At 66.7% G+C, this 24756-nt stretch carries 24 protein-coding genes; 16 read left to right on the top strand and 8 right to left on the bottom strand.

Going from position 1 to position 24756, the window contains the following annotated elements:
- Positions 1-59 precede the first annotated feature (59 nt).
- Genes ACGLHS_RS16700 through ACGLHS_RS16715 form a run of 4 tightly spaced genes read left to right on the top strand, consistent with a single transcriptional unit; the run spans position 60 to position 4502 of the window.
- Positions 60-776 carry an ABC transporter ATP-binding protein gene (locus tag ACGLHS_RS16700; RefSeq protein ID WP_394481355.1) on the top strand — a complete coding sequence of 239 codons (717 nt, stop codon included), beginning with the start codon at positions 60-62 and terminating at the stop codon, positions 774-776.
- On the top strand, positions 773-1858 hold the full coding sequence (locus ACGLHS_RS16705; protein WP_394481357.1) for an HlyD family secretion protein: 1086 nt from the start codon (positions 773-775) through the stop codon (positions 1856-1858). Before ACGLHS_RS16700 ends, ACGLHS_RS16705 begins: the two co-directional genes overlap by 4 nt.
- Positions 1855-3357, top strand: coding sequence for an efflux transporter outer membrane subunit (locus ACGLHS_RS16710; protein ID WP_394481359.1), 1503 nt, complete (start codon positions 1855-1857; stop codon positions 3355-3357). The genes ACGLHS_RS16705 and ACGLHS_RS16710 overlap by 4 nt, the downstream gene beginning before the upstream one ends.
- Positions 3354-4502: an ABC transporter permease gene (locus ACGLHS_RS16715; RefSeq protein ID WP_394481361.1), complete on the top strand. Its 1149-nt coding sequence runs from the start codon at positions 3354-3356 to the stop codon at positions 4500-4502. The genes ACGLHS_RS16710 and ACGLHS_RS16715 overlap by 4 nt, the downstream gene beginning before the upstream one ends.
- On the opposite strand, the gene ACGLHS_RS16720 is transcribed toward ACGLHS_RS16715, so the two are convergent.
- The 3 genes from ACGLHS_RS16720 to ACGLHS_RS16730 are packed head-to-tail and all read right to left on the bottom strand — an operon-like array spanning position 4499 to position 7082.
- Positions 4499-5455 carry a hypothetical protein gene (locus ACGLHS_RS16720; RefSeq protein ID WP_394481363.1) on the bottom strand — a complete coding sequence of 319 codons (957 nt, stop codon included), beginning with the start codon at positions 5453-5455 and terminating at the stop codon, positions 4499-4501. The genes ACGLHS_RS16715 and ACGLHS_RS16720 overlap by 4 nt on opposite strands.
- Positions 5456-5476: 21 nt before the next feature.
- Positions 5477-5872 carry an RT0821/Lpp0805 family surface protein gene (locus ACGLHS_RS16725; RefSeq protein WP_394481365.1) on the bottom strand — a complete coding sequence of 132 codons (396 nt, stop codon included), beginning with the start codon at positions 5870-5872 and terminating at the stop codon, positions 5477-5479.
- A 25-nt stretch (positions 5873-5897) separates the two neighbouring features.
- On the bottom strand, positions 5898-7082 hold the full coding sequence (locus tag ACGLHS_RS16730; protein WP_394481367.1) for a fatty acid desaturase: 1185 nt from the start codon (positions 7080-7082) through the stop codon (positions 5898-5900).
- A gap of 226 nt (positions 7083-7308) precedes the next feature.
- On the opposite strand from ACGLHS_RS16730, the gene ACGLHS_RS16735 reads away from it, so the two are divergent.
- The 4 genes from ACGLHS_RS16735 (at position 7309) to ACGLHS_RS16750 (ending at position 9655) form a co-directional block, all read left to right on the top strand.
- Positions 7309-7767 (top strand): universal stress protein, encoded by a 459-nt coding sequence (locus ACGLHS_RS16735; protein ID WP_394481369.1) that lies wholly within the window; start codon positions 7309-7311, stop codon positions 7765-7767.
- A gap of 86 nt (positions 7768-7853) precedes the next feature.
- Positions 7854-8438, top strand: coding sequence for a hypothetical protein (locus tag ACGLHS_RS16740; protein ID WP_394481479.1), 585 nt, complete (start codon positions 7854-7856; stop codon positions 8436-8438).
- 42 nt (positions 8439-8480) lie between these two features.
- Positions 8481-8744, top strand: coding sequence for a BON domain-containing protein (locus ACGLHS_RS16745; RefSeq protein WP_394481371.1), 264 nt, complete (start codon positions 8481-8483; stop codon positions 8742-8744).
- A 110-nt stretch (positions 8745-8854) separates the two neighbouring features.
- Positions 8855-9655: a LuxR C-terminal-related transcriptional regulator gene (locus ACGLHS_RS16750; protein ID WP_394481373.1), complete on the top strand. Its 801-nt coding sequence runs from the start codon at positions 8855-8857 to the stop codon at positions 9653-9655.
- A gap of 40 nt (positions 9656-9695) precedes the next feature.
- Here ACGLHS_RS16750 and ACGLHS_RS16755 read toward each other — a convergent pair whose 3' ends face one another.
- Complete coding sequence (locus tag ACGLHS_RS16755; RefSeq protein ID WP_394481375.1) at positions 9696-10535, bottom strand: universal stress protein; 840 nt, start codon at positions 10533-10535, stop codon at positions 9696-9698.
- Positions 10532-10960 (bottom strand): hypothetical protein, encoded by a 429-nt coding sequence (locus ACGLHS_RS16760; protein ID WP_394481377.1) that lies wholly within the window; start codon positions 10958-10960, stop codon positions 10532-10534. The genes ACGLHS_RS16755 and ACGLHS_RS16760 overlap by 4 nt, the downstream gene beginning before the upstream one ends.
- A gap of 189 nt (positions 10961-11149) precedes the next feature.
- Here ACGLHS_RS16760 and ACGLHS_RS16765 point away from each other — a divergent pair, with 189 nt between their 5' ends.
- The 3 genes from ACGLHS_RS16765 to ACGLHS_RS16775 all read left to right on the top strand — a co-directional run bounded on the left by ACGLHS_RS16765 (position 11150) and on the right by ACGLHS_RS16775 (position 16538).
- On the top strand, positions 11150-13540 hold the full coding sequence (locus tag ACGLHS_RS16765; protein ID WP_394481379.1) for a phosphoketolase: 2391 nt from the start codon (positions 11150-11152) through the stop codon (positions 13538-13540).
- Between the two features lie 147 nt (positions 13541-13687).
- Positions 13688-14425 carry a response regulator gene (locus ACGLHS_RS16770; protein ID WP_394481381.1) on the top strand — a complete coding sequence of 246 codons (738 nt, stop codon included), beginning with the start codon at positions 13688-13690 and terminating at the stop codon, positions 14423-14425.
- On the top strand, positions 14418-16538 hold the full coding sequence (locus ACGLHS_RS16775) for a PAS domain S-box protein (RefSeq protein ID WP_394481383.1): 2121 nt from the start codon (positions 14418-14420) through the stop codon (positions 16536-16538). The genes ACGLHS_RS16770 and ACGLHS_RS16775 overlap by 8 nt, the downstream gene beginning before the upstream one ends.
- Before the next feature lie 22 nt (positions 16539-16560).
- Here the strand turns inward: ACGLHS_RS16775 and ACGLHS_RS16780 are convergent, their stop codons facing one another.
- Positions 16561-17355, bottom strand: coding sequence for a Crp/Fnr family transcriptional regulator (locus ACGLHS_RS16780; RefSeq protein WP_394481385.1), 795 nt, complete (start codon positions 17353-17355; stop codon positions 16561-16563).
- Positions 17356-17591: 236 nt separating this feature from the next.
- Here ACGLHS_RS16780 and ACGLHS_RS16785 point away from each other — a divergent pair, with 236 nt between their 5' ends.
- The 4 genes from ACGLHS_RS16785 to ACGLHS_RS16800 all read left to right on the top strand — a co-directional run bounded on the left by ACGLHS_RS16785 (position 17592) and on the right by ACGLHS_RS16800 (position 20739).
- Positions 17592-18095: an ornithine carbamoyltransferase gene (locus tag ACGLHS_RS16785; RefSeq protein ID WP_394481387.1), complete on the top strand. Its 504-nt coding sequence runs from the start codon at positions 17592-17594 to the stop codon at positions 18093-18095.
- A gap of 137 nt (positions 18096-18232) precedes the next feature.
- Complete coding sequence (locus tag ACGLHS_RS16790; protein ID WP_394481389.1) at positions 18233-18886, top strand: BON domain-containing protein; 654 nt, start codon at positions 18233-18235, stop codon at positions 18884-18886.
- A gap of 2 nt (positions 18887-18888) precedes the next feature.
- Positions 18889-19608, top strand: coding sequence for an acetoacetyl-CoA reductase (phbB, locus tag ACGLHS_RS16795; protein ID WP_394481391.1), 720 nt, complete (start codon positions 18889-18891; stop codon positions 19606-19608).
- Positions 19609-19743: 135 nt separating this feature from the next.
- A complete protein-coding gene (locus ACGLHS_RS16800; RefSeq protein WP_394481481.1) occupies positions 19744-20739 on the top strand; it encodes a zinc-dependent alcohol dehydrogenase family protein in 996 nt (331 codons plus the stop codon).
- A 21-nt stretch (positions 20740-20760) separates the two neighbouring features.
- Here ACGLHS_RS16800 and ACGLHS_RS16805 read toward each other — a convergent pair whose 3' ends face one another.
- On the bottom strand, positions 20761-22113 hold the full coding sequence (locus tag ACGLHS_RS16805) for an MBL fold metallo-hydrolase RNA specificity domain-containing protein (protein WP_394481393.1): 1353 nt from the start codon (positions 22111-22113) through the stop codon (positions 20761-20763).
- Positions 22114-22123: 10 nt separating this feature from the next.
- On the bottom strand, positions 22124-22948 hold the full coding sequence (locus tag ACGLHS_RS16810) for a universal stress protein (RefSeq protein WP_394481395.1): 825 nt from the start codon (positions 22946-22948) through the stop codon (positions 22124-22126).
- A gap of 175 nt (positions 22949-23123) precedes the next feature.
- Between ACGLHS_RS16810 and ACGLHS_RS16815 the strand changes: the two genes are divergently transcribed.
- A complete protein-coding gene (locus ACGLHS_RS16815) occupies positions 23124-24755 on the top strand; it encodes an oleate hydratase (protein ID WP_394481397.1) in 1632 nt (543 codons plus the stop codon).
- The last annotated feature ends 1 nt before the right edge of the window (position 24756 follow it).

Raw genomic sequence — 24756 nt, forward strand, 5'->3', positions numbered from 1 at the left:
TCACAAAGACTCACCCCAGGCGATCCGAAAACCCGATCACCCGCACCACCGCCCCGCCCATGGAAGCAAGCACCGTCACCGCAAGACAAGAGGCCGTCATCGCCTCGGGCCTGACCAAATACTTTGGTGAGGGCGAGGCGCGGATGACCGCGGTGAACCACGTGAACTTCGTGGCGCATTTCGGCGAGATGGTGTTTCTGGTCGGCCCCTCGGGCAGCGGCAAGACCACCTTTCTGAGCATGATCTCCGGCATCCTGCGGCCCGATGAAGGCACCGTGAACGTGAAAGGGGCCGACATCTGGGCACTGGGCAAGGAGGCGCTGGCCGATTTCCGGTTGAACACCATCGGCTTCGTGTTCCAGGACTACCACCTGTTCCCGCGCCTGACCACGGCCGAGAACATCGCGATCCCGTTGATCCTCAAGCACCTCGACTGGCATGATTCCATCGCACAGGCCAGAAAGTTCCTGGACATCGTCGGCCTGCGCGGGCGCGGCGACATCGTGCCGGTGAAGCTCTCGGGCGGCGAGCAGCAACGCGTGGCGATCGCACGTGCCATCGTGAGCAGCCCGGAGATCCTGATCCTCGACGAACCTACCGCATCGCTGGACGGAGACACCGGCCGGATGATCATCTCCTTCGTCAAGGAGAAGGTGCTCGATGCGCGGCGTTGCATCCTCATCGTGACGCACGACGCGCGCATCAACGAGTACGCCGACCGCATCGTCCACATGGAAGACGGCCGCATCACCGGGCTGGACAAGGGCACGGAATGAGAAAAAAACTGATCTTCGTGCTGTCGGTGACCGGCCTTCTGGCCGCGCTGGTGGCAGCCTACGTCTTCGGCATCGAACGAAAGGCGCAGCCGCCCGCGTACGCGCCGGTCAGCAATCCCTACGTAACGGCGATCTACGCGAACGGCATCGTCGAAAGCAACCAGGGCGGCGGCGCCAACATCAACATCAACCCCGAGGTTTCGGCCATCATTGCGCGGGTGCTCGTGCACGAGGGGCAGGCCGTCAAGGCCGGCACGCCGCTGGTGATGCTGGACGACACCGTGCAAAAGGCCACGACCGAGCAACTGCGCCTGCAGTCCGAAGCCGCGCTCGCCCTGCTGAACGAACTCCAGGCCCAGCCGCGCAAGGAGGTGCTGGCCATTGCCAAGGCGCAGGTGAACCTGGCCGAATCCAACCTCAAGGTGGCGAGCAACCAGTTCGCCAAGCGGCGCGCCAGCTTCGAGATCGACCCGCACTCGATCAGCAAGGACGTGCTCGACACCGCCGAAGACGCTGTGCGGCAGGCCAACGCGGCGCTGGAAGTGGCGCGCCAGCAGTACGTGCTTTCACGTGCGGGGGCGTGGAGCTACGACATCCTCAACCAGCGCCGGCAGTACGAAGCGCTGCAGCAGTCCTATCAGGCCGCGCTGGCGCTGCTGCAGAAGTTCACCGTGACCGCCCGCACCGACGGCGTGGTGCTGGCCGTCAACGCATCGGCCGGCAGCTACACGTCGTCGCTCGGCGTGCTGGACAGCTACACGCAGGGACAGGCGCCGCTGGTGGTCATGAGCGCGCCGCAAGACTACCTGGCGGTGCGCTGCTATGTGGACGAGATCCTGGTCTCGCGGCTGCCACCGCCCGACCGCATCCAGGCCCAGATGTCGCTGCGCGGCACCGACGTGAAGGTGCCGCTGGAGTTCGTGCGCGTGCAGCCCTATGTGTCGCCGAAGCTCGAACTCTCGAACCAGCGCCAGGAGAAGGTCGACCTGCGGGTGCTGCCCGTGATCTTCCGCTTCAAGATGCAAACACCGACCATGGTCTACCCGGGCCAGCTCGTCGATGTGTTCATCGGACAGAAATGACAAAGCCCGATGCACCGGCCCGCAACCTGCGCACGATCGCACTCGCCGCAGCCGGCGTGGCCTTGCTGGCGGGCTGTGCGGTCGGCCCCGATTTCGTGCGGCCCGCGGCACCCGGCGTGGATCGCTACACGCGGGAGCCGCAGGCAGCGGTGACCGACATCGCTGACGGGCAGTCGCAGCGCTTCATGCCGGACGCTGGTGTGCCCGCCGACTGGTGGCGCCTTTTCAGATCGCCCTCGCTGGATGCCGCGATGCAGCAGGCGCTGCGGCACAACCCGACGCTTCAGTCGGCCGAGGCCAGCTTGCGCCAGAGCCAGGACAACCTGCGCGCGGGCAACGGCGTGTTCTATCCACGGGTCGACGCGGCCCTGGCCGCCACGCGCGCACGCACGGCGCCGGCCGTGCAGGGCTCCAGCGCGGCCAGCACCCTCTACAAGGTAGTGACCCTGAGCGGCAGCATCAGCTATCCGCTGGACGTCTTCGGCGGCGAGCGCCGCACCGTCGAGGGCCTGGCCGCGCAGGTCGACAACCAGCACTTCACGACGAAGGCGGCGTACCTCGCGCTCGAGGCGAACCTCGTCAATGCCTGCATAGCGCGCGCGGCCTATTCAGCCCAGTTGCGCGCGACCGAAGAGCTGATTGCGCTGGAGGTCGATCAGCTGCACAGCATCGAGGCCCAGGTGCGCGCGGGCACGGCGCCCTATGCCAACCAGCTGAGCCAGCGCAGCCTCATTGCGTCCAACAAGGCGCAACTGGCCACGCTGGCGCAGAAGATCAGCCAGACCGACCACTTGCTGGCGCTGCTTCAGGGCGACGCGCCGGCCGAGGCCTCGCTGCCCGAGATCGACCTTGCCGAGCTGGTGTTGCCGCAAGACCTGCCCCTGAGCCTGCCCTCGCAGCTGCTGCGGCAGCGCCCCGACATCCTCGCCGCCGAGGCGCAGCTTCGTGCCGCCAGCGCCAACATCGGCGTCGCGACGGCGGCCATGTTTCCCAGCTTCACCCTGAGCGCCGACTACGGCACCGCGGGCTCGGGGTTGGGCAACCTGCTGGCCGCCGGGGGACGGTACTGGAGCTTTGCGCCCGCCATCGCGATGCCGCTGCTGCGCGGCGGCACCCTGCGGGCCCAGCGACAGGCCGCGATTGATGCCTACGACGCCCGGCAGGCCGACTACCGCCAGACCGTGCTCGCCGCGTTCGCGCAGGTGGCCGATGTGCTGCAGGCGCTGGCGCATGACGCGCAGGTGCTTCAGGCGCAGGCGGACGCGCAGCGCGCGGCGGCCGATGCCTTGGCGCTGCAGCGCGCCAGCTACCGCGCGGGCATGGTCGCGTACCTCGATGTACAGGCGGCCGACGTGCAGTTTCACAGCGCCACCATTTCCTACCTGGCCGCCGTGGCCCAGCGTCACCAGGACACGGTCGCGCTGTTCGCGGCGCTCGGCGGCGGCTGGTGGAATGCAAAGGCCGCCGAAACCGATACAGGGAAAGTCGCCACGCCATGACCCTGAAATACAGCGGCATCCTGCGCATCGGCTTCAAGCTGCTGGTCAATGACCGGGCCAAGTTCTCGGCGCTCCTGATCGGCATCACCTTCGCCGTCTTCCTGATGATGCAGATGACGGCCATGTTCGCGGGCATCCTGAACCGCGCCTACTCCACTGTCACAAACGTCGGGGCGGCGATGTGGATCATGGACCCGGCCGTGAACACGCCCACCAGCGCCATTCCCCTGCCCGACTACCTGCTGGACAGCGTGCGCAGCATGAACGGCGTGAGCTACGCCGTGCCGCTGTTCATCGGCAGCGCACTGGTCAAGCTCGACAGCGGCACCTACCAGTCTGTTTCGGTGGTCGGGCTGGACGACACCAGCCTGCTCGGTCGCCCCGAGATCGCACAAGGACGGCTGGAAGACATCTACGCCGACAACTCCTTCTTCGTGGTCGATGACGCCGAGTTCGGCAAACTGGAGAACCCCCGCATCGGGACCACCTTCGAGCTCAACGACAACCGCGGCGTGATCGTCGGCATCGCCAGGGTCGCATCGAACGGCCTCAATGGCGTGCCCACGCTCTACACCACCTACAGCCGCGCGATCCAGTACCTGCCGACCATGCGCTTCACCATCTCGTACGTGCTGGTGCAGCCGCGCGACGCAACGGCCGTGGCCAGCATCAAGCGCGAAGTCGCGAAGCTCGGTTATGTGGCACTGACCCAGAAAGAGTTCAACCAGACCATCACCGACTACTACACCTACAAGACGGGCATCGGCACCAACATCCTGATCATGACGGTCATCAGCTTCCTGGTGGGGCTATCAATCTCGGGCCAGACCTTCTACAGCTTCATCCTGGAGAACCTCGAGAAGTTCGGCGCGCTCAAGGCCATCGGCGCCAAGGGGCGTGAACTCGTCTACATGATCCTCTTCATGGCGACCTTCACCGCATTGACCGGCTTCGGCCTGGGCGTGGGCCTGGTCACGCTGATGATCACGGTCGCGCGCTCGCAGTTGCCGACCTACGCCGCCATCGTGACGTTCTGGAACCTGGGCCTGGCCTTTGCCATGGTGCTGGTGATCGCGGCCATCTCCAGCTACTTCGGCATTCGCCGGGTCTTGCGCATCGAGCCTTTCGACATCTTCAGGGGCTAACCCCAGGATGCGGTCGCGAACGCCTCGACGAAACGCGGCAGCTCGTCCTGCGGCAGCCGGTCGATGCCGGCGGCGCGCGAGCGGCCGGCGCCGCCGAAGCGGCTGCACAGCGCATGGGCGCCGTGCGGACGTGCCAGCGGCGCGCGCACGCTGACGACGTAGCCGTCGCCCTGCGCCTTCAGCACCGCGTGCGCAAGGTCGGGCTCGCTGTTGGCCAGCGTGTTGGCCAGGCAGCCGAGCACGCGCCGACTCCACGGCGCATCGGGCAGCACGCGCACGTTGCCGTGAGCCCCCTGCCAGAACGAGGCAGTGCCCGCGGCCTGCCGCAGGTCGTTGCGGCGTACCGCATCGATTTCGTCGACGATGGGCTCGTGCGCCAGCATGTCGCGCGGGTCCGCGTGGCGCGCCATCAGCGGAAACAACAGGCGCGGCGCAATGCACACGTCGCGCTCGTCGTCGCCGTAGGCGTTGTAGTTGATCAGCTCGCCCAGCCGCCGCAGCCCCGCGCAGTCGCCGGGCTCGAAGCCGCCCTGCAGCGCCATCCGGTCGGCCACCTTGCCGAGGTTGTCGCCGTAAAGCCCGACGAGTGTCCACGCGCGGTAGGCGCCGCCCAGCCGGCGGTCGACCAGTAGACTGGTGCAGACCTCGCTCGTTTCGTCGATGTGCGCCTCGAGATGGGGGTGCACCGGCACCTCGCCGGCCGCGTGATGGTCGAAGTAGCGCACGCGCACGCCATCGCCGAGCAGGCGCAACAGGTCGTCGCGGTTGCGTTGCATCGAGAGGTCGAACACGTTCACTTCGTCGCCGGCCCGCCCCGGCACGCGGCCGAGCAGCGCGATGTCGCGCTTGAGCCCCGTCACAAGTTCGGCGATGCCGGGCTTATGAAGCCGCCATTGAACGGCAGCACAAAGGCCATCGGCGTCGCCGTTGCAGACATCGAATCGCCGGAGCATGGCTGCCTGCCCACCCAGGGGCTACCCCGAAATGCGCCAGCTGCCATCGGCCTGCCGGCATGCGCTGCCGCCGATGCTGTCGGGCCGCCCGCCAACCACGACCTCGAGCCTGAAGTCGCGGCACCGGGTGCCGCGCTGGTCGAAGCTGCGCGTGGGCGTGAACACGAAGCTGTCACCCGTCTCGCGGTTGCGCCAGGCCGACCACTCGCCGCTGGGCGAGGCTTCCAGTGCGCTCGCCGCGCGGCGGCGGTCGTTGTCATCCATGGCCCGTGCCGCCACGCTGCCCGGTGCCACGCCCGCGAGCGATCCGACCAGCGTGCTGCCGGCGGGTGCCTGCGTGGCCAGGCCATTGCAGGCGGTCAACGCCAGCACGGCAGACATGGCACACACGGCGGAAATTGCGGGCACCGGCTTCATTCGCGTCTCCTGAGTTCGGGGCCGTTCAGGCATAGGAACGCAGGCGCCGGGAAAAGTCGGCCAGCGGTGCGATGCCGCTCGCCTCGGCGCGCTGGCACCAGTCCTGCAACTGCCGGGCAAGCTGCTCGCTGGTCGCGGCGGAGCGGCTCCACAAGGCGGTCAATTCCCTGCGCATCGAATACATCGTAGTCAGCGCCTGCGATGCATTCAACGCCTGCATCACCTGAAGCTGCCGCGACGGGCCCAACACCCTCTCGTCTTTGCCGAGCAAGGGCTTTACCGACTTCAGCGCGCGCGCGGCTTCCGGCGACAGGCGGCGCAGGCGATCGAGTTCCGTGACGCAGGCCTTCTTCAGCGAGCGCGTGTAGTTCGACAGCACGTCGTAGTGGCAACGGATGATCGCCTGCACCGTGGCCAGGTCGACGCTCGCTTTGGGCGCGACCAGGCGCGGCGTCGGTGCCACATGTTTCACCTTGGCCAGGCCCAGGGCCTGCAGCGTGCGGATGTAGAGCCAGCCGATGTCGAACTCGAACCACTTGCTCGACAGCTTGGCCGAGGTCGGAAAAGCGTGGTGGTTGTTGTGCAGCTCTTCTCCGCCGATCAGGATGCCGATCGGCGAAATGTTGGTGCTGGCGTCGAGCGCGGGCCAGTTGCGGTAGCCCCAGTAATGGCCGATGCCGTTGACCACACCGGCCGCCCAGAACGGAATCCACGCGATCTGCGTGAGCAGGATCAGGCCGCCCAGCACGGCACCGAACAGCACCATGTCCACCACGCCCATCAGCACGATGCCGAGGATTTTGTAGCGCGAATAAACGCGGCGCTCCATCCAGTCGTCGGGCGTGCCGTGCCCGTAGCGCTCCAGGGTTTCCGCGTGCGCCGCTTCGCGCACGTACAGGAACACCCCACCCCACAGCACCCGGTTGAGGCCGTACACCTGCGGGCTGTGCGGGTCTTCCGGGGTTTCGCACTTGGCGTGGTGCTTGCGGTGCACCGCCGCCCATTCCTTGGTCACCATGCCGGTGGTCAGCCACAGCCAGAACCGGAAGAAATGGCTGGCAACAGGATGCAGTTCGAGCGCGCGATGCGCCTGATGCCGGTGCAGGAAGATGGTGACCGAAGCGATGGTGACGTGCGTGAGCGCCAGCGCGACCAGCACCGCACCCCACCAGGGAAGATCGAAAACGCCGGAATAGAGCAAGGATTGCATTCGTACCTCAAGAACAGTGCGAAGCATTCTGCGGACTGCGGCTGTATTGAACCTTGATACAGGTCAACGCCCGGCCCGCGCTTGAACGGCCTGGGCAAATGTCGAGTTCGAACGATATTGACGTGGCGCAAGCCCGACGGAGTCGCATGGCCGAAAAATCCGTCTGCCCGTCGCGCCGGGGCCGGCGGCAGGTGTCTGTTTCAGGCGGCCCCGAGGAGAGAACACCATGTCCCTGTACACGCACATCCTGGTTCCGCTGGACGGTAGTTCCACTGCCGATCGCGGCCTGCAGGAGGCGATTCACCTGGCGTCGGCGCTCAAGAGCAAGCTGCGGCTGCTGCATGTCATCGACGACTTCCCGATGCTTGCGGACCTCTCGACGATCGCCAGCTTCGAGGCGGGCCTCCAGAGGATGCGCCAGTACGGGGAATCGGTGCTCGCCAAGGCCCTTGCACAGGCCACGATGGCTGGTGTGGAAGCCGAAACCGTGATGCGCGAAGTCACGCAGGACCGCGTTGCTGACGTCGTGATCGAAGAGGCCAGCAAAGCGGCCTGCGACCTGATCGTGATGGGCACCCATGGCCGCCGGGGTCTCAGCCGGTTGGCGCTGGGCAGCGACGCAGAGCGCATCGTGAGAAGCAGCGCCGTGCCTGTTCTGCTGGTGCGCCTGGAAGGCACCGCTTGAACGTTCGAATGGCCAACCCAAATCTTTCAACCCTTCACTTCAACGAGAACACCATGACCACCTCTCACACATTTCGCGCCTTGCTGGTGCCCATCGCCATTGCGCTCAGTGCCACAGCCTTTGCTGCGGACTACACCGTTCCCGCTCAATTGAGCCCACCCGAAAGCGCGTTGCAGAAGAAGACACGCGAGGCGGCGCACAAGGCCGCGCAAGACGCGGAGCGGGCTGCCCGTAAGGCCGCAGACGCCGCCAAGGATGCGGCGGAAAAAGGCAGGGTCAACGCAGGCAAGGTGTCGCAAGCCATGGCGGAAGGCATACGCCGCGCCGCGCGAAAGGCCGCGCAAGCCGCCACGCGGGTAGAAGAAAAGACCGCCACGGCGAGTGCAAAGGCGCTCGATGAAAGCAAGGATGCCGCGCGGGCCGCCGAAGAAGAAGGCAGCAAGGCTGCGTTCGCGACCAAGGAGGCCCTTGCCCGGGCCGAAGAATCGGTCGCGCGCTCTGCGCAGGCCAGCAAGGAAGAGGCTGAGAAGGCCGCGAACGCCACGCGCGAGGCACTCGACAAAGCAGAAGAAGCCACGCGTGCCGCCGCCAAGGCGGCCGCGGACGCCTCTGCTCGGACGCTCGAAGCCATGAGGCGCTCGGTCCGTTCCTCGGGTTCCGACAAGACCTGATCTCACCCGCTCTTCACTTGCCCGTTCTCCGAAAGGACTGCCATGAACCCCGACATTCAACTCAGGCACGATGTCTTCGCCCAGCTCAACTGGGATCCTGCCGTCAACGCTTGCGACGTCGACGTGTGTGTGGATAACGGTGTGGTGACCTTGCGCGGCAAGGTGGCCGACGAAGCCCAGCGGCAGGCCGCCGAGCGCGCCGCGCGCCGTACCGAAGGACTGACCACGCTGGTGAACAGACTCATCGTGCGGCCCGCCAGGCAGGCAGCGCTCGATGGCACGACATCCAGCGCGCACGTGGCCTGATTTCGACGTTGCTACACGGGCTTACTCAACGCACAACTTGATGCAAATCAAGGCGCGCTGATGATCGCGCTTCAAGAATGGGCTTCCAGCAAGACAGAGGTAGTTTGATCTTGGACGCATTCCCGCCCAGCACCGACAAGCCGCCGTTGACCCGCGGAGCGCCCCAATGGCTTGCCAGGCTCGAGAGCCCACCTTCAGAAAGCGCGTGCGAAGCGCTGTCGAATCCTTGGCCTGATTTTCTGGCCGGCCAGGCCGACAGGCCTGTGCGCGTGCTTCTGATCGACGAGGACGCCGGTGCACGGCGTGTCATTGCCCACGAACTCACCAGGGACGCACGGGTGTGCGTCGCCGGCGAAGCGGGCAGCATGCTGGAAGGCAAACGGTTGCTGATGCACTGTCAATTCGACGTGCTGATCCTCGATGTGCGACTCGGTGGCGGCAAAGGCTTCGACCTCATCCAGTGTGCCAGGCAGCATCGCAGTTCGGCCGAGATCATCGTGCACACGACGCTGGAAGACGAGGCCCACGTGCACCGCGCATTCGCGGCGGGAGCGTCGGGCTATCTCGTCAAGAATTCCTGGTTCCAGAACTTCACGCAGGCCGTGCTGCAGGTCGTGAATGGCGGAGCGGCGGTATCACCGAGCGTGGTGCGGCATCTGCTCATCCGCTTCAAGCGCCTTGGGCATAGCGGGGCAGAGCGCGGCAGCGAGCCGCCCAAAGCCGTCCTGTCGGCGCGCGAGCGCGAAGTGCTCCAGCTTGTCGCCAAGGGACATGTCACACGGAACATTGCCGCCCAGTTGTCGATCAGCGTGCAGACCGTGAGCGCGCACATGAAGAGCATCTGCCGAAAGCTGCAGGTTCGCACGCGGGCGCATGCGGTCATTGCCGCCGCCAGCCTCGGGCTGATGTGATGCGGCGAGCGGCCGGCGCGCCAGTTGGCGGGTCAGCGCATCAGTGCGCCATGAACACCGGGATGGCGGCGCGCGCCAGCACATCGCGCGTCACGCCCCCCAGCATGCGCTCGCGCGCGCAGGCATGGCCGTAGCCGCCCATCACGAGCAGATCGCTCTGCATCGTGGTGGCGTGGTCCAGCAAGGCATCAGCGAAGTGCATGGCGGTCAAGCGCTGCTCGATGCCTGCCTGGACGCCGTGCCGCGAAAGCCAAGCGATCATTTCGGCGGGGCACAGCGTCCGGCCAGCGTTTGCGTCGCCTCCGCGCAGGAGCGAAATCAAGGACACCTTCGCGGCCTTGCGCAGCAGCGGCAGCGCGCCGCGCAGCGACATCGAGGCTTCGCGGCTCCCGTCCCAGGCCACCAGGACCCTGTCGAGTGCAGCGTCGAAGCGACCGGCGCGTGGAACGATGAGCACGGGCCGCCCCGCATGCAGCATGACCTCTTCGGGCAACTGGCGCACCGCGGCGTCCACAGTGGCGCGCTCGTCCGCCTGGCCCACGATGATGAGGTCGCTGGTGCGGCCATGATCGACCACGGCATCGACAGGCTCGCCATCCACCAGCCGCGCATCGAATGACGGGGGCGTCAGCTCCGCGATGCGGCAGCGGAACACATGTGCGACGGACTCGGCCCTTCTGCGCAGGTAGAGCGACGCGCCGACGATGCAGTCGGCCATCTCGGTGTGTGTCGACGCGGGTGCCTCGTCGGGCTGCACACCGGTCGTCACGATGCCCACCAGATGGCCGCCATGCAGTCTGGCGAGCCGCGCCGCCAGCACGGTGCGGGTTTCGCACCGCTCGGTGTGGTCGAGGTGGACGGCGATGGTCGAGAGCGTCATATCTTTTTTCGCGTCGCTGTTGCCGCAGCCTTGGCATGCGATCGGTGCGGCATCGGTGTCGGTGCCGTAGCCAGCGCCGTGTGCAGGTTGCACAGCGCGTCATGCACCACGTCGCGGCGCGAGGCCGGCCCGGCAGCCGCATGCGCCTGGGTGGCCGCGCTTTCCGTTGATTTTGCCGGTGGTTTGCACGACGAGGCATGGCCAAACGCTTGTTCGCCCGCCCGAGGCCAGAGCGCGTACACCGGCGTCATGGCCAGAGCCTGCCAGTCTTCGGCGCGCATGACGGCGTCTGTCTCGGCGCGGGTTTCCTCGATGCCTTGCTGCAATGCGTTCGCGCCGAGCGTCTCGAACATTTCGAGCATATGCAGCCAGATGCTCCACTGCGCCTTGCACAGCGCTAGCGGAAAAGTGATTTCGGTGCTCATGGGGTGTCCTCTCGGCCGGTGGCCACGGAAACCAATGCTGAGGCTGCGCCGCCGCGCCAGGCTTGCGCGGGATCAAGGAAACGCGCAGGAAGGCCACCGTATCGGTTGTTGCCGCATTGACGAAGGTCAAGCCGATGCGCGGGCAGATGTCCATACTGAGTCGCTCCGCCACGATGAAAGAAGTCCGACATGGCCCCCTCCTCCACCCCGGCGATTCCGAACGACTTCCGGCTGCTCGACGCCTGGTGGCGCGCGGCCAACTACCTGTCGGCGGGTCAGGTCTACCTGATGGACAACCCACTGCTGCGCGAGAAGCTCACGCTCTCGCACATCAAGCCGCGCCTGCTGGGGCACTGGGGCACGACGCCGGGGTTGAACTTTATCTACGCGCATATGAACCGCGCCATCAATGCGCGGGACCTCGATGCGATCTTCATCGCCGGGCCGGGCCACGGCGGGCCCGGCGTGGTGGCCAACACCTACCTGGAAGGCACCTACAGCGAGGTGTACCCCAACATCGGGCAGAACGCCGAAGGCCTGCGGCGGCTGTTCACCCAGTTTTCTTTTCCGGGCGGCATTCCGAGCCACGTCGCGCCGGAAACACCCGGCTCGATCCACGAAGGCGGCGAGCTGGGCTACTCGCTGCTGCACGCCTACGGCGCCGTGTTCGACAACCCTTCGCTGCTGGCCTGCTGCGTGATCGGCGACGGTGAAGCCGAAACCGGTGCGCTCGCGGCGAGCTGGCATTCCAACAAGTTCCTGAACCCCGCGCGCGACGGCGTGGTGCTGCCGATCCTGCACCTCAACGGCTACAAGATCGCCGGCCCCACGGTGCTCGCGCGCATCGGCGACGAAGAATTGGTCGACCTGCTGCGCGGCTACGGGCACGAGCCGTATTTCGTGGTGGGCGACGACCCGGCGCAGATGCACCCGCTGATGGCGCAGGTGCTCGACAGCGCACTCGACCGGATCCGCGCCATCCAGGCGGGGGCACGCAAGAACGGTTTTCACGAGCGGCCGCGCTGGCCAATGATCGTGCTGCGCTCGCCCAAGGGCTGGACCGGGCCGCGCCGCGTCGATGGCCTGCCGATCGAAGGCACCTTCCGCGCGCACCAGGTGCCGCTGGCCGATTTCGACGCGAAGCCCGACCACATCGGGCTGCTCGAAGGCTGGCTGCGCAGCTACCGGCCCGAAGAACTCTTCGATGCGGCCGGCGCCTTGCGGCCCGAGATCGCCGCGCTCGCACCCCGGGGAACACGCCGCATGAGCGCCAACCCGAACGCCAACGGCGGTCTGCTGTTGAAGGATCTGGCGATGCCGCCCTTCCGCGCGCATGCGGTCGCGGTCAAGGCGCCCGGCGCCACCGATGCCGAGGCCACCCGCGTGACCGGCGAGTTTCTGCGCGAAGTGATGCGGCTCAACGCGGACGCGGCCAACTTCCGCGTGATGGGGCCGGACGAAACCGCCTCGAACCGGCTTGGCGCGTTGTTCGACATCACGCAGCGCACCACCACCGCCCGGGTTGTTCCGGGGGACGACCACCTCTCGCCCGACGGCCGCGTGATGGAAGTGCTGAGCGAGCACCTCTGCCAGGGCTGGCTCGAAGGCTACCTGCTGACCGGCCGGCACGGCTTCTTCTCGTGCTACGAGGCCTTCATCCACATCATCGACTCGATGTTCAACCAGCATGCCAAGTGGCTCAAGGTGGCCCGCGGCATCGGCTGGCGGCGGCCGATCGCCTCATTGAACTACCTGTTGACCAGCCATGTCTGGCGGCAGGACCACAACGGCTTCAGTCACCAAGACCCGGGCTTTCTCGACCACGTGGTGAACAAGAAGGCAGAGATCGTGCGCGTGTATCTGCCGCCCGACGCCAACACCCTGCTCTCGGTGGTCGACCACTGCCTGCGCAGCCGCGACTACGTCAACGTGATCGTGGCGGGCAAGCAGCCCGCGCCGCAATGGCTGGACATCGACGCGGCCAGCCGCCATTGCGCCACCGGCCTGGGCATCTGGGACTGGGCCAGCAACGACGGCGGCAAGACGCCTGACGTGGTGATGGCTTGCGCCGGCGACGTGCCCACGCTGGAGACGCTGGCCGCCGTCGACCTGCTGCGCCGGCAAGTACCCGCGCTGAAGTTGCGGGTGGTGAACGTGGTCGACCTGATGGCGCTGCAGTCGCCCAGCGCGCATCCGCACGGGCTGTCCGACGCCGATTTCGATGCCATCTTCACCACCGACAGGCCGGTGATCTTCGCGTTCCACGGCTATCCGGCGCTGATCCACCGGCTGGTCTACAAGCGGCGCAATCACCCCGGCTTTCATGTTCACGGCTATTGCGAGGAAGGCACCACCACCACGCCCTTCGACATGACCGTGCTGAACCGGTTGGACCGCTTCCACCTGGCCGCCGACGCCATCGAGCGCGTGCCGCGCCTGTGCGACAGCACCGGCCATGTGCAGCAGCACCTGCGCGACAAGCTGCTGGAGCACCGCGCCTACATCAACCGCCACGGCCGCGACATGCCCGAAATCGAGCACTGGCGCTGGGCGGCGCGGGACGCCGCGCGCGCCGAGTAGGCGTACCAATCAGGCGAATTGGGTAGGTAGATAGGTAGGTAGAAACCGGGCCTTTCGGGGCCTGCCGCCGGCACGGCTTGCATGCTACGCTCCGACCGATTTCTGAATGTTTCAACCAACATTCGCGCCCTATTTCCTTGCCCTCGCATGAAACCTGCACCCCACATTGCGGTGCTCGACGATGAAGTCGACATCACGCTGCTGCTGGCCAACTACCTTCAGGACCATGGCTTTCGCGTTACCCAAGTCCACAACGGCCGCTCGCTGGTAGCGCTCATGGATACGGACCCGGCAGACCTGGTGCTGCTCGACCTGGGCCTGCCCGGCGAAGACGGTTTTTCCATCGCCCGCCGCATCCGGGAAAGCTGGCGCTGCGGCCTCGTGATCGTGACCGGTCGCGGCGATGCCGTGGACAAGGTGGTGGGCCTGGAGGTCGGGGCCGACGACTACGTGACCAAGCCCTTCGACCTGCGCGAGCTGGTCGCGCGGGTCAAGGCCGTGCTGCGTCGGCTGACACCCGAGACGCCCGCCGCCACCGCAGCAACCGCTGCGGTGCACGCCTCCCCCGATCGGCTGCGCTTCGCCGGCTGGCGGCTGGACACCGCCGCGCGCAGCCTGCACAACCCGCAAGGCGACGAGGTACCCCTGACGACCGGCGAGTTCGACCTGCTCCGCGCCTTCGCCCGGCACCCTGGGCGCGTGCTCTCGCGCGACTTCCTGCTCGAAGAGACGCGCGGCCGCGAAGCCGCCCCCTTCGACCGCACGATCGACGTGCAGGTCGGCCGCCTGCGCAAGAAGATCGAGCGGGATGCGGACGACCCGCAGCTCATCAAGTCGGTTCGCGGCGCGGGCTACATCCTCGTGCCGCCCGTTTCCCATGACTGACCCCGCGAACAACCCGCCGTTCGTGCTCGACGTGCCCATTCCGGGCCTGCCTTCGGGCATCGAGGAAGGCAGCGTCTTCCGCTCGCTCTTCGTCTCCTACCCCGACTCGCTGCTGCTGGTGGACCAGTCGGGCCACATCATGCTGGCCAATCCCTCGGCGGCCGCGCTGCTGGGCTACGCCGTCGACGAGTTGGTCGGCCTGAACGTGGACGTGTTGGTGCCCGACAGCATCCGCCCGCGCCATGCGTCGTACCGCGAGGCCTACGGCCGCGCCCCGCGTCCACGCCCCATGGGCACGCACATGGAGTTGGTGGCCAAGCGCAAGGATGGCAGCGAGGTCATGGTCGAGATCGCGCTAAGCCCGCTGCAGACCCACGGGCTGCCCTTTGTGGTGGCGGCCATCCGCGACATCGGTGCCTACCCCCGTGTGAAGCAGGCGCTGCAGCGCGCCCGTTACAGCGAGCACCTGGCCCAGTTGGGCCGCCTTGCCGTCGACACACGCGATCTTCAAGTGGTGCTCAAGCATGTGCCCGAAATCATCACCATGGCCTTGCAGGTCGAAGTGGCCGTGGTGTGGCTTCTCGATAACAACCGCCTTGAATTCCGCGTGGCCAGCGGCGTCGGCCTGATCGCCGGCGAAGAGGTCGGAATGCGGGTTGCCAACCGGCCCGACACGCCACCCGGCTTCGTTCTTTCCCAAGGTCGGCCGGTGGTGGTGCCGGACTACCGGAGCGAGCATCGCTTTACCGTGCCCCAGGCTTACCTCGATGCGGGCCTGATCAGTGCGCTCGCCGTGCCGCTGTCCGACCGCGGACGCGTGATCGGCATGCTGTCGGTGCGCTCGAAAGAGGCCAAGCGCTTTGGCGACGAAGAGCTGCGCTTTCTGGAGTCGCTGTCCAGCCTGCTTGCCACCAGCCTGCAGCGCGTGCAGACCGAAGAAGCGCTCAACCACGCACAGCGGCTCGAAAGCGTCGGCCAGCTCACCGGCGGCATCGCGCACGATTTCAACAACCTGCTGACCGTGATTCAGGGCAACCTGCAGGTCCTCGAGGAGCTGCCCGCGCTGGCGCAGGACGCCTATGCGCAGCAACTGGTGAATGCCGCCACGCGCGCCTCGCGGCGCGGCGCTGAACTCACGAGCAAGCTGCTGGCGTTTTCCAGGCGGCAGGTGCTGCAGCCGATCGCGGTCGACACCCACGTGCTGATGCATTCGCTGGCCGACATGCTGCGCCGCACGCTCGACCAGCGCATCAGCATCGAGATCGATACCGTGCCCAGTTGCCCGCCGGTGCTGGCCGACCCGAGCCAACTCGAATCGGCATTGCTGAACATCGCGATCAATGCGCGCGACGCCATGCCCGAGGGCGGCGTGCTGCGGTTTCGCACCGAGATGTGCGAGTCGTTGCCGGCCGTGCTGTACACCGAGCACAACGACGCACAAGGCCACGCGCATGGCCGCTTCGTCGCGATCTCCGTCGCCGACAGCGGCACGGGCATGGACGAAGATGTCAAGGAGCGCGCCTTCGAGCCCTTCTTCACCACCAAGGAGGCCGGCCGCGGCACCGGCCTGGGCCTGAGCACGGTCTATGGCTTCGTCAAGCAGTCCCGGGGAGCGATCGCCATCGACAGCAAGCCGGGCCAGGGCACCACGGTAAGGCTCTATCTGCCGCAATTGGAAGAAGCCAGGTCAAAGGGCGCCGGGGAAGAAGAACACCCCGACGAGACGGTCCCGTCCGGCCTGCGCGTGATGCTGGTGGAAGACGATGCCGAAGTCCGCAATGTGATCCACACCTTCCTGGCAACGCTGGGCTGCAAGATCACCACCGCCGCCACAGCCGAGCAGGCGCTCATGGTCATGAACAGCAGCGGCGAGGCCGGCTTCGACCTGCTCCTGAGCGACATCGCGCTGGGCCCCGGCATGCGCGGCACCCGGCTGGCCACCGAGGCGCAGCAGCGCTTTCCCCGGCTGGCGGTGCTGCTGATGTCGGGTTTTTCGTCCGAGTTGCTGGATGCGGACCGCGAGGTGCCGCAGGACTGGGAGCTGCTGCGCAAACCCTACACGCGCTCCGAACTGGCGCGGGCCATCTCCAGGGTGCTGGCCGGCCGCGCCTGAACGCGGCGGCCACGCCGCCCTTTCACTGCAGCATCGAAGGTGCCGGCGCCAGGCAGCGCTGCACGAAAGCCGACAAGGCGCCTACGTCGGGAATCTGCACGTCGCGGCGACCCTTTTCGGCAAAGCCGATGACCTTGTCGCGAGCCAGCCGCGACAGCGCCCGGCTCACAGTTTCCAGCGTCATGCCAAGGTAGTTACCGATCTCGGCGCGGGTCATGCGCAAGGTGATCTGGTCGGTGCGCATGCCGCGCTCAGCCAGCGACTCGGCCCAGTAGCGCAGGAAGTCGGCCACGCGCGCGTCGGCCGGCAGCGTGCAGACCGACATCAGCGAATCGCGGTCGTGGGCGATCTCGCGGCTCATCGCGCTGTGGAGCACCTGCAGCAAGTTGGGTTGCGAGACACAGGCGCCCATCAACGATTCGTAGGAAACGACCCAGATCTCGCCGGTGTCCATGGCCACGGCATCGCAGGAATAACGCCCCCCGGCGATGCCGTCGAAGCCGAGCCAGTCGCCCCGGAACTTCAGGCCAACCACCTGCTCGCGGCCGTCCGCCGAGAGGTTGACGATCTTGAAGAAACCCGAGTTCAGGATGTAGAGGTTGCCGAAGCGCTCGCCGGCCTGGTAGATCACGTCGCCCGTGTGCACCACACGGCGCTGCGGCTTCAGTTGCTCGCCCAGCAGCCGGAGGGTGTCGGACGTGTGCCGGCCCGCACGCTCCTGGGCTTCGGGGGCCTTCTTCGCGAATGCAGCGGTGCTGGTGGCCATCAGGCCGGTCATGGCCGTTGCTGTCTTTTCGGGGGTGGCGATCGTGAGCATTTGGAACTCCTGGGTTGTCGGTGGCGTGTCGATGGATGGATGCTAGGAAGCCCCTGGCAATGCACGGACAACAGTCGGAATCGGTGGGTAACGCTCGGTGAATGGTGTGTGTCCGGCGTGTATCAACGCCATGCGCTGTGCACCAAGTCACAGGACAGCGCCCACGACTTTGACCTGTATCAAGCCCGAGGCAAACGGCGCGACTAGCCTCGATACGTCACATATCGACCATTCCCATGCGCCTTCCGAACCGACTCCGCGAGCCCGAGGCCGCGCCCCAGCTTTCGCCACTGGACGTGTCGAGCCTGCTGTGCCGGGCGCGCATCCTTCAGCGTGCCGCATTGGAGGGAGCCACATCCAGGCCGCTGCGAGGCAAGAACCTGGGCCTGCTGTACGAAACCCCTTTCGATGCGGCGCAGGCGCTGTTCTGCGGCGCCGCCGAAGAGCTGGGCGCGCGCGTGGCCACGATGCGGTCGAGCCTGTCGCTCGAAAGCTCGCCGCAAGAGGTTCAGCACACGGCACGCATGCTGGGCCGCCTCTACGAGGCCGTGGAGTGCCAGGACCTGGACCCGGCCCTGGTGCGCCAGATCGGCGAGCACGCGGGCATTCCGGTCTTCGACGGCGCAGCCATGGAAGACCACCCTGCCGTGCGACTTGCCGAGTTGCTCGGCGACAAGACCTCGTTGGCCGACAACCAGCGTTTCATGGTGCAGGCCCTGCTGCTGGAAAACATCGGCTGAGCTGCCGGGCGCGTTCCGCGCCCGCTCTTGATCCAGCGCAATGCGGGTGGCCCGCCTGCTTCCTACAGTGGATTCCACGGTCGTTGCAATTTCCTTGCGACGGCCGCCTCTCCTACCACTCATTGCAAGGAATCCCCATGAAGACCGATACCCAACTGCGCAACGATGTCCAGGCCGAACTGAGCTGGGACCCCGCATTCAAGGCCTCCGACATCGGCGTCATCGTCAAGGACGGCGTGGTCACCCTCACAGGCCATCTCGCCAGCTATGCAGAAAAGTACGCTGTGGAGCGCGCCGTGCAGCGCGTGCACGGCGTGAAGGCGATGGCGGTCGAAATGACCGTGAAGCTGCCCTTCGACAACGAGCGCACCGACGCCGACATCGCCATGGCCGCCGAGCGCGCGCTCGAATGGAACGTGCTCGTGCCGAACGGCAAGATCCGCCCCATGGTGGAAATGGGTTGGCTCACGCTCGACGGCGAAGTCGAGTGGGGCTACCAGCGCAACGCCGCCGAAGCCGCCGTGCGCGACCTCATGGGCGTGACCGGCGTGTCCAACCTCGTAAAGGTCAAGCCGAAGGTGAGCCCCGCCGACGTGGAAAAGAAGATCCACGATGCGCTTTCGCGCCAGGCCGATCGCGAAGCGAACCGGCTGTCCATCAGTGTCACGGGCTCGCAGGTTACGCTGCGCGGCACGGTGCACTCCTGGACCGAACGCGATGCGGTGCAAGGCGCTGCCTGGGCAACGCCTGGCGTCTCGGTCGTGGTGAACGACCTGCTGGTGGACGCCTGAGCATGCGCGTCGCACTCGTCACCGGTGGCACCTCCGGCATCGGTGCGGCCACGGCCGAAGCCCTGCAGGCCGCGGGCTACCGCGTGGCTGCGAGCTTCGCAAGCCGCACCGAAGCGGCGCAGGCCTTTCACGCGCGCACAGGCATTCCGGTCTTCGGCTGGAACGTGGCCGACTTCGCGGCCTGCGAGACCGGTGTCGCGCGTGTCGAGGAGGCCCTCGGGCCGGTGGAGGTGCTGGTCAACAACGCCGGCATCACGCGCGACGGCATGCTGCACAAGATGAGCGCCGAGCAGTGGCGCGAGGTGATCGACGTCAACCTCGGCGGCTGCTTCAACATGTGCCGCGCCGTCATCGCCGGCATGCGCGAGCGGCGCTTCGGGCGCATCGTGAACATGGGCTCGGTGAATGGCCAGTCGGGGCAGATGGGCCAGACCAACTACGCGGCGACGAAGGCGGGCCTGATCGGCTTCACCAAGTCGCTGGCGCTCGAAGGCGCCGCGCGCGCCATCACGGTCAACCTGGTGGCGCCGGGCTACACCGACACGGCCATGGTGGAGGCGGTCGCGCCCGAGGTGATGGCGCGCATCTTGTCGGACATTCCAGCGGGCCGCCTCGCCACGCCGGCCGAGATCGCACGCGCGGTGGTGTTCCTGGCGGCCGACGAGTCCGGGTTCATCAACGGCGCCACGCTGTCGATCAACGGTGGCAAATACATGGCCTGAGACGACTGCGAAGGCGTCTCGGAGGTTCCTCCTTTCATCCCTTTGCCAGAAAGGCCCGTTATGCCCATGATCGAAGTCGCCCCCTCGGGCGTGCCTGCCCGGCAAAATGGGCCCGACCGACAAAACCCGAGCATCATGCGTGCGATGGTGCTTGGCGCGGCTTGGCTGCCCCTTGAACTGGAATGCCGCGCAACCCCGCAACCAGGTCCCGGTGAACTGCGGTTGCGCGTACTGGCCTGTGCGGTCTGCCGCACTGACCTGCACATCGTCGACGGTGAACTGCCGCTGCCTGTGCTGCCGATCGTGCCGGGGCACGAGATAGTGGGAGTGGTAGAGGCGATCGGTGCGGGCGTCGAGGGCCATGCCATTGGCGACCGCGTCGGCGTGCCGTGGTTGGGCCACAGCTGCGGCTGCTGCGCCTTCTGCCTGGACGGCCACGAGAACCTGTGCGATGCGCCGCGCTTCACCGGCTATCACCGCAACGGCGGCTTCGCCAGCCACGTGATCGCCGAGGCGGCCTTCTGCCTGCCGCTGACCCTGCCCGAAGCCGATGCCACCCGCATCGCCCCCCTGCTCTGCGCGGGCTTGATCGGCTGGCGCAGCCTCAAGGCCGCGGGCGACAGCGCGCATGCCCGCCGGCTGGGGCTTTACGGCTTTGGCGCCGCGGCCCATCTCATCGCGCAGGTGGCCATTGCTCAGGGACGCGAGGTGTACGCCTTCACGCGGCCGGGCGACCAGGCGACGCAGGCCTTTGCGCGCAGCCTTGGTGCAAAGTGGGCAGGCGGCTCGGACGAACAGCCGCCCGAAGCGCTGGATGCGGCCATCCTGTTCGCGCCCGCCGGCGAGCTCGTGCCGGCCGCGTTGCGCGCCGTGCGCAAAGGTGGACGGGTGGTCTGCGGCGGCATCCACATGAGCGATATCCCCTCTTTCGCGTACCGGCTGCTGTGGCAAGAGCGCAGCGTAGTCTCTGTAGCAAACCTGACGCGCGCCGACGCCCGCGAGTTCCTGGACTTCGCCCAGACCCATCCGCTGCAGGTGCACGTGAAGACCTATGCGCTCACGCAGGCCAACCAGGCGCTCGACGATCTGCGCGCGGGCCGGATCGAAGGCGCTGCGGTTCTGGTGCCCTGACCTGCCACGCCACGGCAGCGCTCAAAGCTCCTGCGATTCGCGGTAGTCGGGCACCGTGCACGGCCAGCCGTGCCGTTCTTCGATGGCCAGCCGCAGCGCATCGGCGGCCACGGGCTCGCCGTGCGTCACGAACACCCGGCGCGGCGCGCGCTGGGTATCGAGCCACGTGAGCAGCTGATTGCGGTCGGCGTGCGCCGAGAGCGTTTCGATGTTCGCAACCTCCGCGCGCACCGGCACATAGGCGCCGTGGATCTTCACGGCGTCGGCGCCCGCCACCATGGCCGCACCGCGCGTGCCTGCAGCCTGGAAGCCTGCAAAGAGGATGGTGTTCCTGGCATCGGGCGCATAGGCTTTCAGGTGATGCAGCACCCGCCCGCCAGTGGCCATGCCGCTGGCGGAAACGATGATCGACGGAAAGCTCAGCGTGTTCAGGCGCCGGGACTCTTCTTCGGTATTGATGATGATGGTCTGCCCCTGCATGGCCGCGCACTCCTGCGCGCTCAGCCGGTGTTCGTCGGTATGGCGCTGGTACAGGCGGGTGGCGTCCGCCGCCATGGGGCTGTTCAGGTACACGGGCATGTCGGGAATGCGCCGCGCCTGCTTGAGCAGGCGAATCGCATGCAGCAGCGTCTGCGCCCGGCCGACGGCAAAGGCCGGCACCACCACAATGCCGCCGCGCGCGGCCGTTCTGTTGACGATGGCGGCCAGCGCGGTCAGGGTGTCGCTTTCAGGGTGCCGCCGGTTGCCGTAGGTCGACTCGATCACCACGTAGTCGGCTGGCTCGGCGGCCTCGGGTGGGCGCATGAGCAGGTCGTCGCTGCGGCCGACGTCGCCCGAGAACAGCAGGCTCGTGCCCTCCCAGCCGATCCGCACGCTGGCCGCACCCAGGATATGCCCCGCGCGGTGCAACTGCCAGGACCAGCCGGGCCACGGCGCGCATTCCACGCCGAACGGAACCACCTCGAAATGCTTGAGCGCCGTGCGCGCGTCCTGCTCCGTGTACAGCGGCAGCGCGGGCTTGTGCTTGGAGTGTCCGTGGCGGTTGGCAAAGGCCGCGTCTTCCTCCTGCAGGCGGCCCGAGTCGGGCAGCAGCAGTTCACAGAGTTCGCGCGTGGCCGAGGTTGCGTACACCTTGCCCTTGAAGCCGAGTTGCACCAGCCGCGGCACAAACCCGCTGTGGTCCATGTGCGCATGCGTCAGCAGCACCGCGTCGATGCTCACCGCTTCGACCGGCAACGACTCCCAATTGCGCAAGCGCAGCTGCTTGAGCCCTTGGAAAAGCCCGCAATCAATCAACAGGCGCCGGCCTTCATGCGTCAGCAGGTACTTCGAGCCAGTGACGGTGCCAGTGCCTCCCAGGAAATCGATGCGCATATCGTCGGACTCAATGCGACATCAGAACCGGGAGCGTCATCCATTGAAGGATCGACAGCGTCGCCCCGCCCATGACCCATTCACGCGCCCGGCTGTGGCCGTAGCAGCCCATGACCAGCATGTCAGCACTCAGGTCGGCCGCGAACGACAGCAGCTTGTTGCCCGCGTCGTCGTCCTTGTCGCCACCGGGGTGCAGCGTGACGTTCACGATGCCTTGCACCCGCAGGTAGTCCTGCAGGCACTTCAGGGCACTTTCGGCGCCTTCACCATAGGTGACGACGTGCACGCGCGACGCTGTGCGCAGCCAGGGCAGCGCGGCCGTCACGGCGCGGGCCGATTCGCGGGTTTCCTTCCAGGCCACCAGCACGTTGCGCCCGATCGGGCCGATCGGCCCCGCATACGGCAGCACCAGCGCCGGGCGGCCGCTCTGCACCAGCACGCTGGGCAGGAAGTCGCCGGGAAGCTCACCGTCCATCGGGTCGTTGCGGTCGCGCTGGCCCAGGATCATCAGGTCGGCATAGAGTGCACGCCGCGCGAATCCCCAGGGGCCGTCGCTTTCGGGCTCGGCCCAGTGCAGGCGTTGCGAGCCCGCGCTGTGCGTCATGAAGGTGCTGTGCATCTTGTCGCGTGCCGCCTTGTCGATCTCTTGCATGATCGCGACGGCTTCCGCCGCGGCCTCAATGGCGAACGGGTAACGCATGAGCGCCGACAGGGTGCAGGGCCTGGCCGTGACCTCGGCATCGAAGATCTCTGCCAGTTGACGCGCCAGCCTGATGCGCTCCACCGTGCGGGCGGAACCGTCGAGGTGAAGCAGGATGGATTTTGGGGTCTGCATGAGGGCTCCTTCGGCAAGCGGTGAACGATGTGCAGACCTTAGGTCCGCGCTTGCCACATGGCCTTGCGCTGCGTCAATCGCCCGCTCGCTTGCATGCCGCCGCACCATTGCTTGACCGGGCGCAAACCCGGACCGGACATGCATCCCTAGTCTTGGGCTTCTTCTTTCGACACCGATGCCACTGCCTCGTGTATCGAACTCCCATCACCAAAGGAACCACACCATGACCCGCTTTCAACAAGCCTGCATCGTCGGCAGCGGCATCGGCGCGCTGTCGGCCGCCGTGCTGCTGATCCGCGACGCCGGCATGCCCGGCTCGCGCATCCGCATCATCGAAGAGGCGCCGTTGCCGGGCGGCGCACTCGACGGCGCCGGCAACGCGCACCAAGGCTACGTGACACGCGGCGGCCGCATGTTCACCGACGAGACCTACACCTGCCTGTGGAACGTGCTCGAGAGCATTCCCTCACCTTCTGCGCCCAGCCGCACGGTGCGCGACGAGATTCGGGACTTCAACGCGGCGTGGCACTCCGACGCGCACGCCCGGCTGATCGACCGGAACCACCGCATCCTCGACGCCAGCGATCTGGGCTTCGATTTCCAGGATCGTATCGAGCTGATGCGCCTGCTGGCCACGCCCGAGCGCGCGCTGGGCACAAAGCGCATTGAGGAGTGTTTTTCCACGCACTTCCTGGACACGCATTTCTGGGCCATGTGGCGCACCACCTTCGCGTTCCAGAACTGGCACAGCGCGGTCGAGCTGAAGCGGTACATGCTGCGCTTTCTGCAGGAGCTGCCGCGCATCCACACGCTGGGCGGCGTGCGGCGCACCACGTTCAACCAGTACGACACCATCGTGCGCCCGATGGTGAAGTGGCTGCTGGAACACGGCGTGCGCTTCGACTACGGCATGCGCGTGGTCGATGCCGATTTCAACACTAGCAGCGAAGGTGGCCTGCGGATCGATACCCTGCATTGCGTGCAGGACGGCCACCCGCTCAGCTACAAGGTCGGCGCGCAGGAGTGCGCCTTCATCACTATCGGCTCCATGACGGCCGACTCGCGCAACGGCAACGACCACCAGCCGCCGGAACTGGTGCGCGACCAGCGCGACGGTGCATGGACGCTGTGGCGGAACATGGCACGCAAGGCGACGTGCTTCGGCCGGCCGGAGGCCTTCTGCGGCAACGTCGACGAGAGCAAGTGGGAGTCCTTCACGCTCACGATGCGCAGTCCGCTGCTCATCCAGCGCATCCAGGCCTTTTCGGGAAACGCGCCCGGCACTGGCGGGCTCATGACCTTCAAGGATTCGAGCTGGCTGATGTCGATCGTGGTGCCGCATGCGCCGCATTTCGAGAACCAGCCCGACGGCGTCTTCACGCTGTGGGGCTACGGCCTGTTGCTCGACACCCAGGGCAACTACATCGCCAAGACGATGTCCCAGGCCAGCGGGCAGGACATCCTGACGGAGCTGATGCACCACCTGGGTTTCGAGGACATCCTCGACGAAGTGCGGCGCACCACGACCGTGGTGCCGGTGATGATGCCGTACATCACCAGCGAGTTCGAATGCCGCAGCGCGTCGGACCGGCCGGCCGTCATCCCCGATGGCGCAAGAAACTTCGCCCTGCTCGGGCAGTACGTCGAGATTCCCGAAGACGTGGTCTTCACGGTCGAGTATTCGGTGCGCGGCGCAATGCATGGGGTGTACGGGCTCATGGGCCTGGACACCGAGGTGCCCCCGATCTACCACGGGATCGCCGACCCCAAGGTGGCGCTGGCCAGCCTGCGCACCCTGATGAGCTGAC

Origin of the sequence: Variovorax sp. VaC1 (genome assembly GCF_043658315.1) — a bacterium.
Classification (GTDB): Bacteria; Pseudomonadota; Gammaproteobacteria; order Burkholderiales; family Burkholderiaceae_C; genus Variovorax.

Coding starts and splice junctions, on each gene's coding strand:
- ACGLHS_RS16700 (WP_394481355.1), top strand. CDS start 60: ATGGAAGCAAGCACCGTCACCGCAAGACAAGAGGCCGTCATCGCCTCG.
- ACGLHS_RS16705 (WP_394481357.1), top strand. CDS start 773: ATGAGAAAAAAACTGATCTTCGTGCTGTCGGTGACCGGCCTTCTGGCC.
- ACGLHS_RS16710 (WP_394481359.1), top strand. CDS start 1,855: ATGACAAAGCCCGATGCACCGGCCCGCAACCTGCGCACGATCGCACTC.
- ACGLHS_RS16715 (WP_394481361.1), top strand. CDS start 3,354: ATGACCCTGAAATACAGCGGCATCCTGCGCATCGGCTTCAAGCTGCTG.
- ACGLHS_RS16720 (WP_394481363.1), bottom strand. CDS start 5,455: ATGCTCCGGCGATTCGATGTCTGCAACGGCGACGCCGATGGCCTTTGT.
- ACGLHS_RS16725 (WP_394481365.1), bottom strand. CDS start 5,872: ATGAAGCCGGTGCCCGCAATTTCCGCCGTGTGTGCCATGTCTGCCGTG.
- ACGLHS_RS16730 (WP_394481367.1), bottom strand. CDS start 7,082: ATGCAATCCTTGCTCTATTCCGGCGTTTTCGATCTTCCCTGGTGGGGT.
- ACGLHS_RS16735 (WP_394481369.1), top strand. CDS start 7,309: ATGTCCCTGTACACGCACATCCTGGTTCCGCTGGACGGTAGTTCCACT.
- ACGLHS_RS16745 (WP_394481371.1), top strand. CDS start 8,481: ATGAACCCCGACATTCAACTCAGGCACGATGTCTTCGCCCAGCTCAAC.
- ACGLHS_RS16755 (WP_394481375.1), bottom strand. CDS start 10,535: ATGACGCTCTCGACCATCGCCGTCCACCTCGACCACACCGAGCGGTGC.
- ACGLHS_RS16760 (WP_394481377.1), bottom strand. CDS start 10,960: ATGAGCACCGAAATCACTTTTCCGCTAGCGCTGTGCAAGGCGCAGTGG.
- ACGLHS_RS16765 (WP_394481379.1), top strand. CDS start 11,150: ATGGCCCCCTCCTCCACCCCGGCGATTCCGAACGACTTCCGGCTGCTC.
- ACGLHS_RS16770 (WP_394481381.1), top strand. CDS start 13,688: ATGAAACCTGCACCCCACATTGCGGTGCTCGACGATGAAGTCGACATC.
- ACGLHS_RS16775 (WP_394481383.1), top strand. CDS start 14,418: ATGACTGACCCCGCGAACAACCCGCCGTTCGTGCTCGACGTGCCCATT.
- ACGLHS_RS16780 (WP_394481385.1), bottom strand. CDS start 17,355: ATGCTCACGATCGCCACCCCCGAAAAGACAGCAACGGCCATGACCGGC.
- ACGLHS_RS16785 (WP_394481387.1), top strand. CDS start 17,592: ATGCGCCTTCCGAACCGACTCCGCGAGCCCGAGGCCGCGCCCCAGCTT.
- ACGLHS_RS16790 (WP_394481389.1), top strand. CDS start 18,233: ATGAAGACCGATACCCAACTGCGCAACGATGTCCAGGCCGAACTGAGC.
- phbB (WP_394481391.1), top strand. CDS start 18,889: ATGCGCGTCGCACTCGTCACCGGTGGCACCTCCGGCATCGGTGCGGCC.
- ACGLHS_RS16800 (WP_394481481.1), top strand. CDS start 19,744: ATGCGTGCGATGGTGCTTGGCGCGGCTTGGCTGCCCCTTGAACTGGAA.
- ACGLHS_RS16805 (WP_394481393.1), bottom strand. CDS start 22,113: ATGCGCATCGATTTCCTGGGAGGCACTGGCACCGTCACTGGCTCGAAG.
- ACGLHS_RS16810 (WP_394481395.1), bottom strand. CDS start 22,948: ATGCAGACCCCAAAATCCATCCTGCTTCACCTCGACGGTTCCGCCCGC.
- ACGLHS_RS16815 (WP_394481397.1), top strand. CDS start 23,124: ATGCCACTGCCTCGTGTATCGAACTCCCATCACCAAAGGAACCACACC.